The following is a 16,772-nucleotide window of genomic DNA, read 5'->3' on the forward strand; positions in this document are numbered from 1 at the left end:
AATGTAAAAAGAGGAAATGTGATGTATCTCTTGAATGGTTTGTACTGAGTATAGTAAAGAAAGGAGTCATCCTATGAAAAATCCAAGTTATCGCTACGGTACATATGCCTTGATCACGAGCTTTTTCTTGTTCTTCATCGTTCAGATGTTTCGAGCGTATATTGAATTATCACCAGAATTTCTAGGGGGAAACCTGGGCGAATACTATTTAATATACTTCCCGATGAGTGCATTGATCCTTGGACTCGTCTTACTTATCCACGGCTGGTGGACTGAAGATGAGAAGAAGCAGCGTGAGAAGCTAGCTGCAAAAAGTCAGCAAGAATCGAATGAATCGATGTGAGATCATACCGTCGATAGAGAAGACCGACAACGAATTTTCGTTGCCGGTCTTTATCATTTCATGTGTTCAATTGTTTAAATCGCTTGATCGAAAACGGTGCAATTGGTTCTGGAGTCGATTTTTCGATGACTAATTCACTAAGGACTTTTCCGACTAAGCTGCTGAACTTGAATCCATGACCGGAAAACCCAGCGGCAATCGCGATATGCGGATAGTCTGGGTGCAAATCGATGATGAAATCCTCGTCCGGTGTCATCGTATAGAGACAGGTTTTACCATGAGACAACGTATCAATTGCTGGCATGAACGTGTTCGTGAACTGTTGTAGATCAGTCAGATCACCCGTCTCCTGACCGAATGGACGGCGCGGCTGATTCGGATCAACCGGGATCCCGCCGTCATGGCGTCCGATTTTCAGACCAGCTCGTCCGATACTTGGGAAACCGTAGTAGTATCCAGCGGGTGTATCAAAGGCGAAAGCGGGAAACAGCGTGTCGTTGAATACCTCTTCCTCTGCCTTAAACCAAGCGAAGGTCTTTCGGACGGGGCGCAGCGGTAAGGAGAGTCCGATTTGCTCGAGTAATGGTCCGGACCAGGCACCGGCAGCGACAATTAATGCGTTTGCCGAATAGGTGTCCTGTCCAACGGTTACATCAACGCCATCTGCACGGGCAGTCAGCGTCGTCACTTTCGCATTCGTTCGGATGTCGACGCCGTTCGCGACAGCAAGGTCACGGTATGCTTCGATACACGCTTCGCACTTCAACACACCAGACGTCGGTTCAAAACAACCGATATAATCTTCAGGCATCGTTAAGCCGGACCAGCGGGTTCTAACTTCCTCAGCCGTCAGAATCTCAAGCGGTAAATCGTATTGCTGAGCACTCTTGATGATCGTCTGCATCGAACGAGATGAGCGTTGACCAGCGTTTAAGACTCCTGTGTTCAAGAATAGGCTTCGACCGCTGATCTGTTCTAACTCATACCAAAGGCGTTGCGCTGTTAACGCTAGTGGGACGTAAGCTTCACCTTCACCGTATGCATGGCGAATGATCCGGGTCTCCCCGTGGTGACTTGCTTGATCATGCGGCGGATTGTGAGCGTCTAATAGTAAGATGTTCTGATTAGTTCGTGAGAGATAGTAGCCGGCTGCCATCCCCATGGATCCGGCACCGACGATAATGACATCATAATGGGACATCCAGTTCGACTCCTTCATATGTAAGTTCATACCAGTATAGAGTGAGAACTTGAAAAGAACAAATGAAGTGTCAAATCTCGAAGCGACGGGCTTCTTGTTCTAAGTGTTCGGTTCGCTCGTTTAAATCACCGACGAGCGTATGCAACGTCGTGATCGTCGCGATCATCTGCTCTGACGCGGCGGCGACTTCTTCGTTACTTGCGGTATGTTCTTCCGCAACAGCGGCGATTTCCGTTAAGGCATTACGAATGAACCGTTCTGCCTGCATAACGTCTTCCATCTGTTGCGTCATCTGTTTTGTTGCCGTTGCGACATGCGTGACTTGATCCGTTAGCTGTTCGAACGTCGTGTCCGTATCAAGGACGATCTGTTTCCCGGCTACTGTTGCTTCGACCGTCGTCTTGAAGCTCTGCTGCATCTGTTGCGCACTTGCTTCGATTGACGAGACGATTGAAGCAATCTCACTGACGCTACTTGCGACATGGCTCGAGAGGTTCTTGACCTCGGTCGCGACGACGGCGAATCCTTTGCCTTGTTCGCCAGCCCGAGCGGCTTCGATTGCAGCATTGAGTGCAAGTAAATTCGTCTGCTCGGAAATACCGCGGATGATCCCGACGAGCGTCTGGATATCTGATGATTGTTGTTTCAGTAAATCGATTTGTTCCGCTGACTGGGTGACATGTTGGTGAATGTGACCCATCTGTTCAACGGACGCAGACATCTGCTCCCGTCCGATGCGCGTCAGGCTATTCATTTGATCGGTCGTTCCATGAATCGTGTGACCGGAGCGATTCGTCGTCTCGATTAACTGAGCGAATCGATTCATCTCGTCATTCAATGAGAGAGTGACTTGTGTTTGACTTTCAGTCCCGGTCGCAATTTCCGACATCGTATGGGCGATTTGCTGAGAACCATCGAGGACTTCCGTCGTACTTTGGTCAATCGATTGACTCGTCGTTGAGACGAGAGTTGCTGTCTGTTTGATGTCGACGATCATCGTCCGTAACATCTCGTTCATATCGCGAATCGAGATCGCAAGTGCATAGATCTCGTCTTTCGATGAAATTTGTAAGTCGGTCAACGTCTGTTTCGCGTGATCGAGTCGTCCGTCGGCAATTGCGGCGGCGACCGACTGTAACGTTTCAAGCGGACGTAATTTCCGACCGAGTACGACGTAAAGTAAGACGAGCGTGACCGTTAACAGAAGTAATAACAGTCCGATGAAAAGCGGTGCATTTTGTTTTAATAACGCCGTTGTGAGGGCATCAACTTCCTTTGCTGCAATATCTGTTCCTAGGATCCCGATAACGTTCCCTGTCGTATCTTTTAACGGAACATAAACGCTAATATACTGTCCATAAATCGGATCATTGATGACGTCCGTCGTATGTGTGTCTCCCTTTAATACGTCTTTCATATTGGCGACGGTCGCACCGCTTGCAGGGGCATTAATTTTTGCAGCCTTATCTTTTGGTAAACCATCAATCAACAAGCGGACCTTGTTTTGCTCGATTCGTGCTGTGTATGTATACAGGAGTCCATTTTGTTTACGTAACGTATCGAGTTGTGTTCGTAACGTTTCGTATTGTTCGGATGCGACAGGCGATTGGAGAAATTCGCTGTAAGCCGCTGTATCAAACGTCTTGCTGATTCGTAAGGCATCTTTTTCAGCAGTCGCTTTTAACGTCGAGACAGCTGTTTGTTTCGTATTGAAATATAAGGACAGACTACTAAAAACAAAAAAGGCAATCAAAATCAAACTAATCATTACTAAAAGACGTGTCCGGATGGAATGGTTCTTGGTTGTATTTTTCACATTCAACTAGTCCTCTCAACTCATATTTTCTGTCTATATTTCATTTATCGGTTAAGAAAATACATATTAAACAGGACCTTTTAACGATATTTAGAGTATCTTAGTCACTCGTTAAAACGATTCTTTTAAAAAAGGATTTATGTTGCATGATTTAGGGCACATTAAAGTTAGAAAAAAAATACAGGATGAGAGAAGAGGGGACAACATGGAAAGTGAAGTCAATCATCGAATTAAAGCGAAGCACGTATATGAGAATGAATTACGAAGACACGCGGTCAGTCCGAAAAAAGCAACCTTTCGATTGATGACATGCCTTCGTTGTCAATCGAAGATTCTCTTGAAACAAGGACATCAGGACAGTCATCAATGCGACGTGATCTAAAAAAATCTCGCTCATAGGAGCGAGATGGAGTAAGGTACCAAGCGAGACCAGCAATGATGAGGATAGCAAAAACGATCAAGAGCATCTGTTTTCACCTCCAGTTCTTTCATGATTCGAGTGGCAACACATATCTCAATAATAATTGTTGGATGCAAGCAAGCAGTGTTCCAAGCGTCAACGGAGCAAGGATTAGTACTATGACTATGACAATCAAACCAGGTGCGTCGTCCACTTGACCAATATAAAAAAAGACAGGGAACAGACATGTCGTAAGAATCGTAACGATATAAAACGACAGTTTCATCGATTGAATGGAAGCAGTGATGAGCGGAAAAGCTGGAGGCGTCATTGAAATGTATCGTAGAATGCGAAGCGCATGAAATAAAATCAAGAGGGTCGGGATGAAGACAAGATATGCAGTTAAGAGAACACTGTAGCCAGGGCGCTCGAGTAATAAGTGTTCTTTAACTCCGTGCCAGACAAGCGGAATACCGAGGCCCGCTAAACCGAACAGACCGAAGATGATACAGAAGACAATAAGTCGTAAAAATCGAACTTGCCAGACGAAATGATTCACGAAATCAACTCCTTTCAAGACGCCAGACTTTTCTTTTAGTATACTGCAGGCGAGAAAGTCAGAACAAGAATGGTCAGAGATGGAGGAGCCGACGTGATTAAATTAATATTAACCGATATGGATGGAACATTCCTAAACAGTACGGGTGACTTCAATCGACCGTTGTTTGAAGAAATTCGCCAATTGCTTGAACAACAAGAGATCCATTTCGCACCGGTCAGTGGCAAACAATGCGAGCGAATCGAGGAGTTGTTTGCGACAGATGCTTCAAGCATGTGGATCATCGGAGATAGTGCGACACGCATCAAACGTCAAGGAGAGTTCGTCTACCAATCACTCTTACCGAATCAACTGGGCCAACGACTCATCGACCGTTTGGAAATGTTATCCGATGTACATACGATCATTGCGTGTACGCCTGATGGAGCCTTCGTAAAGGACACGATTTCTCCAGAGGAGTTCGAGATCGTCCGTGGTTCCTATCGCAAAGTCACATCGATTGCACGATTACAGGAACTGAACGAGGATTTCGTCAAGATAACGGTGCATGACCCCGCCTTGCGATGTTTCGAGACGATCAATCAGCTGAATGATTTTCGGGAAGACGCGTATTTGGTTGCATCCGAAGCAGGCTGGATTGATATCGCTAACGTCGACGTCCATAAAGGAACGACAGTGGAGCACTTGCAACGGATTCTAGAAGTCTCACCGGAAGAGACGATGGCGTTCGGTGACGGCTATAATGATTTGGAACTATTTGAGAGGGCACACTATAGTTATGCGGTTGCAAATGCTGTTCCTGAATTAAAAGCATCCGCGCATGCCATCATTGAGGAAAATGACGCGGATAGTGTCTTAAAGACAATCCGTGAGGTCGTGCAAGCGCAAGTAAAAACATCCTAATCGATGATAAAAAGACACGTTCTGGTCGTCCGAATGTGTCTTTTTTAGTGATTATTTAAATAAATATGTCAAAAGTTTTTGACATGAAACAAGATGTTGATTACAGTAGGGATGTAAAAAGAATTTGACACGTCGTGGAGGAATGAACGTGAAAAACCACATTAAAGAGCGACGTCTAGCGGCACAATTGTCGCAACAAGAACTGGCTGACCGGTGTCAGGTCAGTCGGCAGACTATCAATGCGATTGAAAACAATAAATATGATCCGACGTTGCAGTTAGCATTTAATATTGCCAAAGTTCTGCAGACACAAGTCGATCATCTATTTATCGCAGAACAGGAGGAATAAAATGTCTAAGCAGAAAAAAACGCTTCTTTTCTTAGTGACGATAGTGGCATTAGCAATCCTGACGGTCATTAGTATGGTCATCGAAAATATCGTGACGTTCTTTTCGATCGTTCAATTGGCGATTCTGTTGATCATGTTCTTCTCGTATTTCACGTGGGCACGGACAACGGAGGACGAGCGTCCGGTGCCAGATGATGAACTTGGTCAAAAGATTACGACGGAGAGCGGCTTAATTAGCTATAAAATCCTGATCGTTCTGATTTTTGGATTCATCTGTCTCGATCAATGGATACATGGGTCTGCAAATCTCTTATTGATTGTCTTGTTTGCGATTGCTTTAGTCATCTTGCCAATCATTGAGTTCATAAAAGCACGATCCTATCGATGAAACGACAAAAAAGTCGTTTAGACTAATTCATCCATCTAAACAACTTTTGATATTTAACAGATAAGCTTCTTAGAATGACCACTCATTCCGTAACAACGAGTACATATACAAATCATCAAATCGACCACGTGTTTTCTCATATTGTCGGAGCAACCCTTCGCGCTGGAAACCTAGCCGTTCAAGTAATCGTTGCGAAGAGATGTTTTCCGGTAAAACGAGTGCTTCGATTCGGTTGAGTGAAAGTTCCTTAAATCCATATTCAATGACTGCAAGTGCTGCTTCCTTCGCGATTCCTTGTCCCTGATAGGAAGGGTTCAACTCAAAACCAAGTTCAGCCCGCTGATGGCGATCGGATTGATTCAAGAATCCGCAGCTCCCGATGATCACGTCCGTTTCCGGTAACGAAATTCCGAAACGGATTCCTGTACCGTTCCGACGAATCGAGGCGTACCAGTCAATCTCTTCGAGGGCGTCTGCTTCCGATTGGAATGGAGCAAGCCCCATCTGTTTGACGACCTGTTCGTCCGATAAATAGGCGAAGACGCTCGCCGCATCTTTTGCTAACACTTCGCGTAAGACGAGAAGGTTCGTTTTAAGCGTTGGGAAAGTATGTAACATATAAAAACTCCTTTGCAATAATATGTAAAAATTTGTGTTCAGTGTTTAAGGCGTATGGTAAGATTCTCCACAACAAGAGCATATCATTTTGTTGACGAGAAAAAGTAGTTATTGCTTCTCTGTCTTACAGAAAACCGGGATTGCTGAGAACCGGGAGCCAGATCAATCATAAAAATCCTCTCTGAGAAGTCACATTGAACCATTCAATAAGTGTGACCGGGTGTCCACCGTTACATGGAATGCACATGATAGTGTGCAACTAAGTGCTGTCGAGAACACATATTTTCGACAGAATATGGGTGGTATCGCGGTGAAGTCCGTCCCTGCCAAAGGGGGCGGACTTTTTTGTATTCTCTTAGTTATCGACGAAAGAATATTGTTAAGGAGAAGATCATGATTGCACTAGAAGCATTAAAAGGTCGACTGGTCGACGGTTTGTTAGAGGTCCAAAAAGAAGAAGGGGAAGTTGCCCAGGAACGCTTTATCTTCCATCCCGGAGCAACGGACGAACAGCTCGCGCTGTTACCCGACTGGACGACAGACGATTACAAGACGTTCTTACGTCAACACAACGGCGCGAAGCTCTTTCAGCACGAAACGTTATCCTATAATGATGGATTTGAACTCTTTTCGATCGAAGATTGCCTGACTTATAGCGAGATTTGGGAATGTCCCGAAAACTTCTTAGCGATCGGCGCAGGACCAGACGGGGAGTGGATTGTTTACGAAATGAATCGACCGGCAGGAAATCGGATTTGGAGTGGGGAATTTCTTAATTTCGAGGAATGGGAAGAAGACGCAATGCCGTTCGGCTTTGAGCGATGGATCGACTACTTGATTGTCGCGCAAGGCACATCATTTTGGGAGTGGTTCCGTTAAGAGAGGGAGAGCGTTATTGGACATTCAATTAAAGACAGCGTCACGTGAAGATGCTACAAAACTTCATATGATTCAAATCGAGGCGTTTTCAGAGACACTCGAGCGGTATCAAGATTTTACGACGAATCCGGCGAACGAATCGATTGATCGTGTCATTCACCGGATCACGCATCCAAGCAGTACGTTCCATCAAATCATCGTCGACGATGTTGTCGTCGGCGGGATTTGTGTCGTTGCGAAAGCGCCGAGTTGCTACGCGATCAGTCCGATGTTCTTAGATCCAGCCCGTCAGGGTGAAGGGATCGCACAACGCGCATTACAGCTTGTTGAAGCAGCGTATCCAACTGCTGCGACATGGGAACTGCGGACGATTCGCGAAGAGACGCGCAACTGTTATTTCTATGAGAAGATGGGTTACCGATTGACTGGCGACAGTCAACCGCTCAATGAACGGGCGACACTCATTTCCTATCAAAAATCGGTTTCGGAATGAGCGGGTTTTGTCGGAAGGAAGAACCACCACAGATTCGTCAAAAGAGCGGCAAGGACGGCAAAGTTAAAGAGATAAAGGCAAAAAAAGAAGACGAACTCACCGATGTCCTCAAGGTTAGCTAACGGATTATCGACCAGGTACGATTCGTGACTAACTCCGAAGATGAACAAAGGAAAGAAGACATAAAAATATCGTTTCCAAAAGAATGACGCACGACCTGTTTGAGACATATGAGCACCTCCTGAAGGAATGGCACGCTTCTTCTGTCCGGAAGAAGCGTGTGTCCATTTACGATAAAGACGGTATACCGACGACTTCGACGTTCCGTGTGACCGTATCAAACAGACGTGTCCGCGTATCGTTATGAGACAACAGTATAGGCTTACCAGTCTCGTCATAGATGAAAGCAATCGGAATCGAAAAACCACAGTTACGGTACGAACCATCGGCATGACTCGTCCCAATCATGAGCGCTTGTTGAGCCTGGCTGATGATACGCGCTTCACCAGACCACTCGACATACTGTTCTTCACTAAACATGCCGACACCGATCGGATTGAAGATGAGATCAAGTCCGGATTCTTCGCGTAGTCCATCGTTTCCTAAGAAGATTTCGCGACAAAGGACGTACCCATAACGAAGCGCACCATCGATTGCTGTTGATGGCGTATAAAGAGGTCCAGCTTCAGGTGTCTTCGCGCGATCAAGGAGAATCGTCCCGGTCGCATCGATGATGACGGCACGATCGAGATTCGTCGCATCTTTATAACCGAGGACGACGGCTGTCTTGAACTGTTTCGCAAGGTGTTGTACGCGATCGAGTTCTGCGATCGTGCAGTATCCTTCCGGATAGACAATCAGATCGACTTCAGGATAAGCGGCAATTTCGTGTTCAAATTGTTTGAGCCCAGTCTCGCGTTTCGGTTGAGCAATTAATAATTTCATCAAAACATCCTCTCATGCATAAATATATCTGAAAAATCAGACTTTCCATTCGTCATGATTTTACCATTAGTGGTAAAATAAAGCATATCGCTTTTTGATAAATTTTACTGTAAGTGAAGGAAGGTCAACAGCATGAACATTTCAAAAACTACTCTTGTTACACGTCATCTACAGGCGATGAAGGATTTTTACATAGATCAGATCGGGTTCCCGCTCGTTTCGGAAACAAACGAATCCTTTACGATGCAAATCGGTGCGGATCAGCTGACGTATCGGCAGACGGATGATGTCGATACGCAATATCATATGGCGTTCAACATTCCGGAGAATGTTTTTCAACAAGGAAAAGCGTGGCTCGAAGCGCGGACACCGCTCTTGATTGAAGACCGACAGGATGAGATTTATTTTGACTTCACGGACTCACATTCCTGCTACTTTTATGATCCGGATGAGAACGTGCTCGAACTGATTGCGCGGCATCAAATCAATCCGACGAAAGAAGATCAAACGTTTGATGTATCGGATATCCTCGGGATTGGTGAGATGAGTCTGACGGTGAAAGATGTGCTTGCTGTTGGTGAACAATTGGCGGACATCGGTGTCCTCGAGCGCCGAGAGCGTCCACTCAACGGCGCATCACTCAACTTCCTCGGACCTATCGCGGATGGAACGCATATCTTGCTCGTTCCAGAAGGACGGACGTGGTTGTTCTCACCGAAGACAGCGAAAGTCAGTCCAATCGAGATGGAACTCGATGGACGACACCGTGTTCGGCTTGACGCAAATGGTGTATGGCACCAAAGGGCAGTTTCTTCGTAATCAACTATTTTGAAAAGTGAGGGAAGTAGGATGAACAAAGCCTCAAATGTGAGTATCGCGTTCGGATTATTGTTGTTCGTGTGTGGCTTCTTTTTTCTATTTGGTTATTTGACCCGGTCAATGCCGATTCAATCAGGTGGTGACCCGGTCGTCTTACCGATCGCAGCACTCCTTGTTCTTCTACCGTTCGTCGTCCGGGAAGGCATGCGTGTCTTGATGTATGTCTCGCTGACACGTCGACAGATCGGAGTGCTGATCGTATTTGCGATCAGCGGGATTATGTTAAGCACTTGGATTGAAATGCAGCAGAATCCGGCAGTGATCGGTCTCCGTTCGCTCTTTACGATTCATACATATGTACTCTTTGTTTCAGGCATCATCTTGTTGTGTCTTCTATTGACGGGAATCAAACGGATCCGTGTGAGAACAAGGGTAATCTAATGGAAAAGGACTGAATGCTTTGGGATATATCACAGAATTACGCAAACTCGTTGGCACACGACCGCTCGTCATGGCAGGTGCGTGTGTCATCGTCGTCAATGACCGGCAAGAGGTCTTGTTGCAGTTGCGGCAAGATAACGGATGTTGGGGACTCGCTGGTGGCGCACTCGAGATCGGGGAGACGCTTGCTGAAACAGCAAAACGAGAATTAAAAGAAGAGACGGGACTTGAAGCGGAGCACCTCGAATTGTTGAACGTCTATTCCGGTGACGCTTTTTACTACAAGTATCCGCATGGAGACGAGGTCTATAACGTCATCTCAGCTTTCCTCTGTACCGCCTATACAGGAGAAATCGTTCGGGATCCACTAGAAGTCGCGGAGTTACGCTTTTTCGCCATCGATCAGTTACCAGAAAACCTTAATCCACCGGAACAGCCGATTTTGATGGAGTATGTCGAAAAACAGCAAGCAATAGCGCATCACGTTTCCATCTGAAGCAACTGGTACGAATCGAAAATCTTGAATGAGCCTTTCATTCAAGATTTTTTGTTGCGCTGGGACGCGTTCCAGACGGTAGCATCAAGTAGACAGTAAAAGGAGGAAACGCGATGCGATGGTTTGCGATTGATTTAGATGGAACGTTATTGAATAAGAAACATCAGATTTCAGAGACAAATCGAACAGCGATCAAGAGACGTCAAGACCAAGGAGATGTCGTCGTCATCGTCACTGGACGAGCCGCCTTTGATGCGCAACGAATACTCGACCAACATGGACTCGACTGTCCAGTCATTGGTGCGAATGGAGCGGAAATCGAGATCGGAAATCCCAAACGGCACTTTTTAGATTGTTCCAGTAGTCGAACGATTTGGGAGGTAGTACGATCCACAAACGTATTCATACATATTTATCTACAGGATCGAATCCTGTTACCTCAATATTCGCTTGCTGGACTTCAAGGGGGAGGAAGCGCATTTCAAGAAGCGATTCAAGCACAAGTGACACAACAGGGGGTTGAGACAGTCGACGCTATCACCGTCGATCAACTTGATATCATCAAATTCATGTTCGTCTCACCTAGTCATAAAAATGAGTGGTACGCTGATCGCTTCTATTCATTCGAGGACGGACAAGCATTAGCTGGTCAGCTTTTAACGGCAGACTTACCGGATGCAATGATTGTCGGGAACGATGAAGTCGCAGCAGGTCTCATCCATCAATTTCGGCAACATGGGGTTCGAATACCTGAGGACATAGCCATCACGGGATTTGATGATGTACCGATTGCCAGGGCGCTTGAAATAACGACGATCCGACAACCGGTTGTCATGCATGGCAGACTGGCAGCAGAACAGTTATTGAGTGACGAGCTGAAACATAGTGAAGGTACTTTTTCTTTACTGGAACCATCTTTGATAATTCGACAAACGACATAACAAAACAAGAGATAGGAGGTATATATTGATGACTAACGCAAAAGCAGGTTCTACTGCTACTGTAATAAAGATCTCTGACGCACGAGTCCGTAAGTACTTTCAAGCATCGATTGAAAAACAACGGATCACTCAAGAATTCCGCATGCTCGAAGAACTAGAACGGACGGTCATCCCGACGCCAGACGTCTTCGCTGTTGAATTAGAAGACTCCCCGTTCATCGAGATGCAGCGCATCGACGGCAGTGAATTATTAGACCTTATTGAACCTAATCGAATGACAGATTTCCTAGACGCTTTTGCGACGCTACATCAACGGATTCATCGGCAACAATCGCGTTTAGCACCTGATTGGCATGCCGTCATGTATTCAAAAATACGTTATTTATCATCTGATTTGCGCCCGAAAGCGGAACAATTACTAGAAATGCTTTACGTTCCGCAAAATAGAGGGTTACTGCACGGAGACTTTCATTTTCAGAACATCCTCGTGACAGCGGATGAGAAATTCATCGTCATTGATTGGCATGATGCGACGATGGGTCCGCCTGTTGCCGATGTGGCGCGTACGTTGCTCTTATTACGGACGGCGGGTGGAACAGCAGTTCCGGATGAGGTACGGCGGTATGTCTGTCGCGAATACATCGACCGCTATCAAGCAGTTTCGTCAATTCAGCTATTGAACCTTGCGGATTGGTTACGACTGATGGCCATCCTGCGGACGCTTGAACAAGTTCAAGACGCAGAGCGGGATCAGTTATATCAACTTGTGCATCATCCAGATATCAGTTCTTATTTTTTTTAATATGTAACGTAAGAATAGCTAGGAGGAACGTCATTTCATGAGAACGATCATCTCGATTCAAGGTGCCATGGCATCTGGAAAAACGACGCTCGTGCGAGCATTGGAAGCTACTTATCCTGACCTTCCTATTTATTATGAAAATCCCTATCCAATCGTTCAAAAACGACAGGAACTCGGGTTAAACATTCAAACCGAAGATGGATTTGTCGAAAATCAGCGTTTGTTCATTCAAGCAGAACTTGACCGTTTTCAAAATTTTCCTGAAGGACTCATATTGCTGGATCGTGGTCCGGAAGATCTTGAATTTTATACACTTCATTATCCAAGGGTACACGGTTACGACTGGGACATTGCGTCGCGCTTGCAGGTGGAACTCGAGGCATTAAGAACGTGCCGGTCTGATCAGATTCTTTATCTAAAGGCACCAGACAACGTCTTACGAGGGCGACGCGATGCTGATCAGTCAAGAAAGCGTCACTCTTTTGAGCAGCACCAACCGCTTTTTGTACTCGAAGAAAAATGGTTTGAACGATTCCCGGTACATATGATCGATACAACGAATAAAACGCCGGAGCAAGTCCGAGAAGCAGCGCTTCAGCTACTTGTATTAGAAAAAGTGAGTAAAGACCAATAGAGCCACCATCTTGGAGCTGTTCAAGATGGTTTTTTCGCTTTCTCGAAGCAGATTGTTGTAAAATGAACAGTAACGACAGAGTTGGTAAAGGGGCGAACCGATATGGGGAAGCGATCCATTCAAGATGCAGCCTATTTAGGGAAAAAGAAACAGGTCATGCGTTGTATAGAACGTGGGGATGACTTGAACGAATGGGATGAAGAAGGATTCGCAGCCCTCCACTGGGCGATCCAAGAAGGGCATATGAAAACCGTCACATTATTGCTCGATCACGGAGCAGACATCAATCTACCCAATCAGGACGGGATGACACCATTACACATCGCGTTGTATGATCGAAAATCAGAAATTGCCTTGTTGTTGATGGAGCGGGGTGCTTATTTAGATTTAACAGGTGATGGATTTACGGCACTTCATCTCATCGCAGGTCGGTCGGGTAATAAAAAAATTCTACGTAAATTGGTTCAAGATATCGAATTGTTACACGAACGAACTGAAGAGGGTGCGGGACTGACGCCGTTACACGTAGCCGCTCAGGCAGGGAAAGCAAAAAAAGTTACACTCTTGCTAGAAGCGGGAGCCGATATCGAGGCAGAGGGACCAGAGGGCGTAACACCACTGTATTTAGCAGTTGAAAATAATCATCCGAAAGCCGTTAAGGCATTACTCAAAGCTGGTGCGGATAGTGAGACGAGTCACCCTTCAGAAGCGGGAGCGACTGTATTGACACTAGCAAGTGCGAACGGATACGAACGTATTGTCCGCATGTTGCTTTCCTATGGAGCAGATCCACGTCACCGTGACGCTGAAGGACATTCCGCACGTGACATTGCCATCGAGAATGAACATCATCAGATCGCTGAGATCTTAAGACAAAAAGAGATTGATGCGATGTCTGAAGAAGGAAAAAATGATTGACTGATGAATAGCACAGTCTGAATGGCGTCTTCCTTCAGACTGAAGACAAAGTGCAATTCTTCTCTAACGGGAAGGGTTGCACTTTGTTGTTCACCTTGAATCGTTTTGCCGGGATAAGCGTCGCACCGCTGAACTTCGTGGCAGATGGGTAATATCGCTACTCACCAACAAACTTTTAATCAGATGGATGATTCAAGCTCGGATAATAGATTATGAAACCATTCGAGATTTACTTTGTGATGTGCAATTGAGTTTTCAAGCATTCGAACAAAATTTTTAAGTAGTGCCGTGTTTTGAACAAGTGCACTTTCGATTAAGAATATCTTCTTCTCCGTTTGTTTGATTTGGCTATGAATCAAATCCTTCATAACCTGAGGCTCTACTTCGTCTTGAAAAAGCATTGCACTATAAAAAGATAAATTGATGTAGTCTGTTTTCGTTCCGTATTTTAAAATGAGACGATTAAATTCATCGAGACCTTTTTCAGTTAAAGTATACTGATTTTTCTCTCTTACGTCTGTTGAATATAAAGCAGGAAGACGTCGTATCCAATTTTTTTCCTCGAGTTGTTGAATATTGTAGTAAAATGAACCTTTCGTATAATTAACTACAAATTCATAATGACGTTCATTCATGAGTGTAAGTAATTCATACCCATATGAACCGGGTCTCTCTTTTAGTAATCCTAAAATGAGTAATGGAATCATCATGTCACCTCGTTCATAAATTTAATCATTTAGTTATTCTTATCAGCTAAAATACAGTTAATATTTTGATCAAATATTTCATAGGTCGATTCACCGACCGCTAATCGTGTACTTTCGACGAAGATTTGTTCAGTTTGAGTCAGCAATCGACTCGCTTGTTGATCAATCCAATGTGCTTCTTTTTCTAAGGGTTCTAAAAGATGCTTCTGTTTCGAAAATGCTTCATAGTAACGGATTCCAAATTTTCTTTGCGAAACGGCATTGATGTGTATACCGTCTGGATTTGAGCTTAAATTCTTTGCCGTGACGAAATAACAATTCAACTCTCGTGTTGCAAATCTATACAAAATTTGATTGATGTATTCATATTCAATAGCGCTTTTTCCGAAGCCTTTTTGTCCAAGAAAGCTACCGAGTTCACCAATCAGAATGGGTAATTGCGGTAGAGCAAGCTCAGTCCGGAGATATTGAAATAAACGCTGTAACTTTTTCTCGTAAGTCCGATACCGTTGATTAAAACTATCGCTCTCACCTTGATGCCAAAGAATTGCAATCAATTCACTGGATTCAAGTGCAAATTGCGCTTGCTGAATCGCATGTCGAGTCAATACACCGTCAATTGTCCACTCATCGATAGAACTTCCGCCTTCTGCACAAGGTATAATTCCGATTGATTCATTAGGATGATCATTTGTCCAAGCTTCGGCGAAGGAAGCAGCTGGACCAATTCCAGCGATATGACGATCGACATTGATCGGTTCAGCCATCATTTGCCATCTTCCATTTCGAAGCATTTGGATACGTTCGTTGATAATTGGTGGAACATCATGCAAAAAGCCCCGTCCTGCCATGTTTGATTGACCAATCAATAAAATAGATTTCATAAAATCACCTTTTTCTATAGATAGTCTAATTAGACCTTTTAATTTTATAGTCTATTTAGACTAAAAGTAAAGAGGGAATTATTTGTATCATTATTTTTCCAACAAAAACAAAAGAAACCAGCTTAAGATAAGAGATAAGAAATATACTGCATAATACGAGGTGGATAAATCTATGATTGGAATTAGTATCGCAACCAAATGGGAGTTTGACGCAACACTCGCGTATTATCATGTCGCACCGGAAGAACGAATCGCCTATCCATATGGTGAATACTTCACGCGAGAGATGAATGGAAAAACACTCTTGTTTTATAGTACGGGAGTTCGTAAAGTAAACGGCATTGGTGCGAATCAATATATGATTCGCCGTTTTCCATTGACGAAAGTCATCATTGCCGGAACGTGTGCCGGTATCGATCCACGATATGACATACTCGATATCATCGTTCCCAGTCAGGCGGCACAGTATGACTGTACGGTTAAAGAAATCGAGCCGTTACTCAAGCCATCCTTCATTGTGGATCTTGACGTGTCGAAATACGGCAATGACTTTCATACAGGAACGATCGGAACGGCAGATCGTGCCGTCGTTATGTGGCGAGATTACGTCGAGTTGCGGGACAACGGCTTGACGATTGCTGATACGGAAGCAGGGGCTATCGCCTATATTTGTCAGAAAAACAAGGTTGAATGTATCATCATCAAAGGAATCTCTGATTTTCCGACAGAAGAAAAAGAAGAAGATGCTGTTGAGGCAAATGTTGAACAGATGCGGATCTACATCGAGAATACGCCGAAAGTCATGCAACGAATTTTTGATGATTATGTGGCACGATTCCTATAAAAAACGCAGATGTTCCGTTCATCATCGAACGGAACATCTGCGTTTTCACATATAATGCTTTCGTTTGTATAGCTTATACTCGATCCATGTCCAAATACGAGTTGCTAAATAGATATCGCCGATCGCACCGATTGCCATTATGATCAACATGAGAATGCCACTCGTATCAAAAGCAAGTAAGGGTTCGAAAATCGTAAAGATGACAGCTAACACAAGTGGGATCGTGATACCGATCCAGATGGAAGAAAATAAGACAGACTTCCACATTCGAATCATCCTTTCTCGTAAATGGTTTTTTTTAGTATATCAAATAATGAGCAGGTAAAATGGAGATACATAATAGAAGGTGAAATGGATTGATGGGATTTGGAACAAAACGACGTTCGTAAATC

At 44.6% G+C, this 16,772-nt stretch carries 24 protein-coding genes and 1 other annotated feature; of the genes, 15 read left to right on the top strand and 9 right to left on the bottom strand.

What is annotated here, in order from left to right; translation table 11 throughout:
• Positions 1-73 precede the first annotated feature (73 nt).
• Positions 74-343 (top strand): hypothetical protein, encoded by a 270-nt coding sequence (locus tag ADM98_RS08720; RefSeq protein ID WP_053453135.1) that lies wholly within the window; start codon positions 74-76, stop codon positions 341-343.
• Between the two features lie 58 nt (positions 344-401).
• On the opposite strand, the gene solA is transcribed toward ADM98_RS08720, so the two are convergent.
• On the bottom strand, positions 402-1,544 hold the full coding sequence (solA, locus tag ADM98_RS08725) for an N-methyl-L-tryptophan oxidase (RefSeq protein ID WP_053453136.1): 1,143 nt from the start codon (positions 1,542-1,544) through the stop codon (positions 402-404).
• Positions 1,545-1,614: 70 nt separating this feature from the next.
• Positions 1,615-3,360, bottom strand: coding sequence for a methyl-accepting chemotaxis protein (locus ADM98_RS08730; RefSeq protein ID WP_235504862.1), 1,746 nt, complete (start codon positions 3,358-3,360; stop codon positions 1,615-1,617).
• 205 nt (positions 3,361-3,565) lie between these two features.
• Here ADM98_RS08730 and ADM98_RS17330 point away from each other — a divergent pair, with 205 nt between their 5' ends.
• On the top strand, positions 3,566-3,742 hold the full coding sequence (locus tag ADM98_RS17330) for a hypothetical protein (protein WP_160315923.1): 177 nt from the start codon (positions 3,566-3,568) through the stop codon (positions 3,740-3,742).
• A gap of 106 nt (positions 3,743-3,848) precedes the next feature.
• Here ADM98_RS17330 and ADM98_RS08735 read toward each other — a convergent pair whose 3' ends face one another.
• Complete coding sequence (locus ADM98_RS08735; RefSeq protein WP_053453137.1) at positions 3,849-4,319, bottom strand: DUF2975 domain-containing protein; 471 nt, start codon at positions 4,317-4,319, stop codon at positions 3,849-3,851.
• 93 nt (positions 4,320-4,412) lie between these two features.
• Here ADM98_RS08735 and ADM98_RS08740 point away from each other — a divergent pair, with 93 nt between their 5' ends.
• The 3 genes from ADM98_RS08740 (at position 4,413) to ADM98_RS08750 (ending at position 5,959) form a co-directional block, all read left to right on the top strand.
• The gene (locus tag ADM98_RS08740; RefSeq protein ID WP_053453138.1) at positions 4,413-5,222 is read left to right on the top strand and encodes an HAD-IIB family hydrolase; all 810 of its coding nucleotides are present in this window, start codon (positions 4,413-4,415) and stop codon (positions 5,220-5,222) included.
• Positions 5,223-5,364: 142 nt separating this feature from the next.
• Complete coding sequence (locus tag ADM98_RS08745) at positions 5,365-5,571, top strand: helix-turn-helix transcriptional regulator (protein WP_200904892.1); 207 nt, start codon at positions 5,365-5,367, stop codon at positions 5,569-5,571.
• Position 5,572: 1 nt separating this feature from the next.
• Positions 5,573-5,959 carry a hypothetical protein gene (locus ADM98_RS08750; protein ID WP_053453140.1) on the top strand — a complete coding sequence of 129 codons (387 nt, stop codon included), beginning with the start codon at positions 5,573-5,575 and terminating at the stop codon, positions 5,957-5,959.
• Between the two features lie 69 nt (positions 5,960-6,028).
• Here the strand turns inward: ADM98_RS08750 and ADM98_RS08755 are convergent, their stop codons facing one another.
• Positions 6,029-6,577 carry a GNAT family N-acetyltransferase gene (locus tag ADM98_RS08755; protein WP_053453141.1) on the bottom strand — a complete coding sequence of 183 codons (549 nt, stop codon included), beginning with the start codon at positions 6,575-6,577 and terminating at the stop codon, positions 6,029-6,031.
• A gap of 82 nt (positions 6,578-6,659) precedes the next feature.
• Positions 6,660-6,905: a binding site (T-box leader), on the top strand.
• Between the two features lie 65 nt (positions 6,906-6,970).
• Here ADM98_RS08755 and ADM98_RS08760 point away from each other — a divergent pair.
• The gene (locus tag ADM98_RS08760) at positions 6,971-7,456 is read left to right on the top strand and encodes an SMI1/KNR4 family protein (RefSeq protein WP_053453142.1); all 486 of its coding nucleotides are present in this window, start codon (positions 6,971-6,973) and stop codon (positions 7,454-7,456) included.
• A 16-nt stretch (positions 7,457-7,472) separates the two neighbouring features.
• A complete protein-coding gene (locus ADM98_RS08765) occupies positions 7,473-7,949 on the top strand; it encodes a GNAT family N-acetyltransferase (protein WP_053453143.1) in 477 nt (158 codons plus the stop codon).
• Here ADM98_RS08765 and ADM98_RS08770 read toward each other — a convergent pair.
• Complete coding sequence (locus ADM98_RS08770) at positions 7,928-8,179, bottom strand: hypothetical protein (RefSeq protein WP_052019045.1); 252 nt, start codon at positions 8,177-8,179, stop codon at positions 7,928-7,930. The two genes, ADM98_RS08765 and ADM98_RS08770, sit on opposite strands and share 22 nt — an antisense overlap.
• Positions 8,180-8,237: 58 nt before the next feature.
• On the bottom strand, positions 8,238-8,894 hold the full coding sequence (locus tag ADM98_RS08775) for a hypothetical protein (RefSeq protein WP_053453144.1): 657 nt from the start codon (positions 8,892-8,894) through the stop codon (positions 8,238-8,240).
• Between the two features lie 132 nt (positions 8,895-9,026).
• Between ADM98_RS08775 and ADM98_RS08780 the strand changes: the two genes are divergently transcribed.
• The 7 genes from ADM98_RS08780 (at position 9,027) to ADM98_RS08810 (ending at position 13,945) form a co-directional block, all read left to right on the top strand.
• Complete coding sequence (locus tag ADM98_RS08780) at positions 9,027-9,713, top strand: VOC family protein (RefSeq protein ID WP_053453145.1); 687 nt, start codon at positions 9,027-9,029, stop codon at positions 9,711-9,713.
• 30 nt (positions 9,714-9,743) lie between these two features.
• A complete protein-coding gene (locus tag ADM98_RS08785; protein ID WP_053453146.1) occupies positions 9,744-10,154 on the top strand; it encodes a hypothetical protein in 411 nt (136 codons plus the stop codon).
• A 19-nt stretch (positions 10,155-10,173) separates the two neighbouring features.
• Positions 10,174-10,650, top strand: coding sequence for an NUDIX hydrolase (locus ADM98_RS08790; RefSeq protein WP_053453147.1), 477 nt, complete (start codon positions 10,174-10,176; stop codon positions 10,648-10,650).
• Positions 10,651-10,763: 113 nt separating this feature from the next.
• On the top strand, positions 10,764-11,591 hold the full coding sequence (locus ADM98_RS17655) for an HAD-IIB family hydrolase (RefSeq protein ID WP_053453148.1): 828 nt from the start codon (positions 10,764-10,766) through the stop codon (positions 11,589-11,591).
• A gap of 28 nt (positions 11,592-11,619) precedes the next feature.
• On the top strand, positions 11,620-12,393 hold the full coding sequence (locus ADM98_RS08800) for an aminoglycoside phosphotransferase family protein (RefSeq protein ID WP_053453149.1): 774 nt from the start codon (positions 11,620-11,622) through the stop codon (positions 12,391-12,393).
• 37 nt (positions 12,394-12,430) lie between these two features.
• Positions 12,431-13,027 (top strand): AAA family ATPase, encoded by a 597-nt coding sequence (locus tag ADM98_RS08805; RefSeq protein WP_053453150.1) that lies wholly within the window; start codon positions 12,431-12,433, stop codon positions 13,025-13,027.
• A gap of 102 nt (positions 13,028-13,129) precedes the next feature.
• Positions 13,130-13,945 (top strand): ankyrin repeat domain-containing protein, encoded by an 816-nt coding sequence (locus ADM98_RS08810; protein ID WP_053453151.1) that lies wholly within the window; start codon positions 13,130-13,132, stop codon positions 13,943-13,945.
• A 179-nt stretch (positions 13,946-14,124) separates the two neighbouring features.
• On the opposite strand, the gene ADM98_RS08815 is transcribed toward ADM98_RS08810, so the two are convergent.
• On the bottom strand, positions 14,125-14,652 hold the full coding sequence (locus ADM98_RS08815) for a PadR family transcriptional regulator (RefSeq protein ID WP_053453152.1): 528 nt from the start codon (positions 14,650-14,652) through the stop codon (positions 14,125-14,127).
• Positions 14,653-14,681: 29 nt separating this feature from the next.
• Entirely contained in the window at positions 14,682-15,536 is an 855-nt protein-coding gene (locus ADM98_RS08820; RefSeq protein ID WP_053453153.1) for a sialate O-acetylesterase, read from the bottom strand.
• A gap of 172 nt (positions 15,537-15,708) precedes the next feature.
• Between ADM98_RS08820 and ADM98_RS08825 the strand changes: the two genes are divergently transcribed.
• Positions 15,709-16,380, top strand: coding sequence for a 5'-methylthioadenosine/S-adenosylhomocysteine nucleosidase family protein (locus ADM98_RS08825; RefSeq protein WP_053453154.1), 672 nt, complete (start codon positions 15,709-15,711; stop codon positions 16,378-16,380).
• A 45-nt stretch (positions 16,381-16,425) separates the two neighbouring features.
• Here the strand turns inward: ADM98_RS08825 and ADM98_RS08830 are convergent, their stop codons facing one another.
• The gene (locus ADM98_RS08830; protein ID WP_053453155.1) at positions 16,426-16,647 is read right to left on the bottom strand and encodes a hypothetical protein; all 222 of its coding nucleotides are present in this window, start codon (positions 16,645-16,647) and stop codon (positions 16,426-16,428) included.
• Between the last annotated feature and the right edge of the window lie 125 nt (positions 16,648-16,772).

This window comes from Exiguobacterium sp. BMC-KP (assembly GCF_001275385.1).
Taxonomy (GTDB): Bacteria; Bacillota; Bacilli; order Exiguobacteriales; family Exiguobacteriaceae; genus Exiguobacterium_A.

Excerpts from the sequence above, each read along its gene's own strand:
- ADM98_RS08745 (WP_200904892.1), top strand. The coding sequence starts at position 5,365 with ATGAACGTGAAAAACCACATTAAAGAGCGACGTCTAGCGGCACAATTG.
- ADM98_RS08720 (WP_053453135.1), top strand. The coding sequence starts at position 74 with ATGAAAAATCCAAGTTATCGCTACGGTACATATGCCTTGATCACGAGC.
- ADM98_RS08810 (WP_053453151.1), top strand. The coding sequence starts at position 13,130 with ATGGGGAAGCGATCCATTCAAGATGCAGCCTATTTAGGGAAAAAGAAA.
- ADM98_RS08775 (WP_053453144.1), bottom strand. The coding sequence starts at position 8,894 with ATGAAATTATTAATTGCTCAACCGAAACGCGAGACTGGGCTCAAACAA.
- solA (WP_053453136.1), bottom strand. The coding sequence starts at position 1,544 with ATGTCCCATTATGATGTCATTATCGTCGGTGCCGGATCCATGGGGATG.
- ADM98_RS08825 (WP_053453154.1), top strand. The coding sequence starts at position 15,709 with ATGATTGGAATTAGTATCGCAACCAAATGGGAGTTTGACGCAACACTC.
- ADM98_RS17655 (WP_053453148.1), top strand. The coding sequence starts at position 10,764 with ATGCGATGGTTTGCGATTGATTTAGATGGAACGTTATTGAATAAGAAA.
- ADM98_RS17330 (WP_160315923.1), top strand. The coding sequence starts at position 3,566 with ATGGAAAGTGAAGTCAATCATCGAATTAAAGCGAAGCACGTATATGAG.
- ADM98_RS08830 (WP_053453155.1), bottom strand. The coding sequence starts at position 16,647 with ATGTGGAAGTCTGTCTTATTTTCTTCCATCTGGATCGGTATCACGATC.
- ADM98_RS08760 (WP_053453142.1), top strand. The coding sequence starts at position 6,971 with ATGATTGCACTAGAAGCATTAAAAGGTCGACTGGTCGACGGTTTGTTA.
- ADM98_RS08755 (WP_053453141.1), bottom strand. The coding sequence starts at position 6,577 with ATGTTACATACTTTCCCAACGCTTAAAACGAACCTTCTCGTCTTACGC.
- ADM98_RS08750 (WP_053453140.1), top strand. The coding sequence starts at position 5,573 with ATGTCTAAGCAGAAAAAAACGCTTCTTTTCTTAGTGACGATAGTGGCA.
- ADM98_RS08805 (WP_053453150.1), top strand. The coding sequence starts at position 12,431 with ATGAGAACGATCATCTCGATTCAAGGTGCCATGGCATCTGGAAAAACG.
- ADM98_RS08780 (WP_053453145.1), top strand. The coding sequence starts at position 9,027 with ATGAACATTTCAAAAACTACTCTTGTTACACGTCATCTACAGGCGATG.
- ADM98_RS08815 (WP_053453152.1), bottom strand. The coding sequence starts at position 14,652 with ATGATTCCATTACTCATTTTAGGATTACTAAAAGAGAGACCCGGTTCA.
- ADM98_RS08770 (WP_052019045.1), bottom strand. The coding sequence starts at position 8,179 with ATGTCTCAAACAGGTCGTGCGTCATTCTTTTGGAAACGATATTTTTAT.
- ADM98_RS08800 (WP_053453149.1), top strand. The coding sequence starts at position 11,620 with ATGACTAACGCAAAAGCAGGTTCTACTGCTACTGTAATAAAGATCTCT.
- ADM98_RS08820 (WP_053453153.1), bottom strand. The coding sequence starts at position 15,536 with ATGAAATCTATTTTATTGATTGGTCAATCAAACATGGCAGGACGGGGC.
- ADM98_RS08785 (WP_053453146.1), top strand. The coding sequence starts at position 9,744 with ATGAACAAAGCCTCAAATGTGAGTATCGCGTTCGGATTATTGTTGTTC.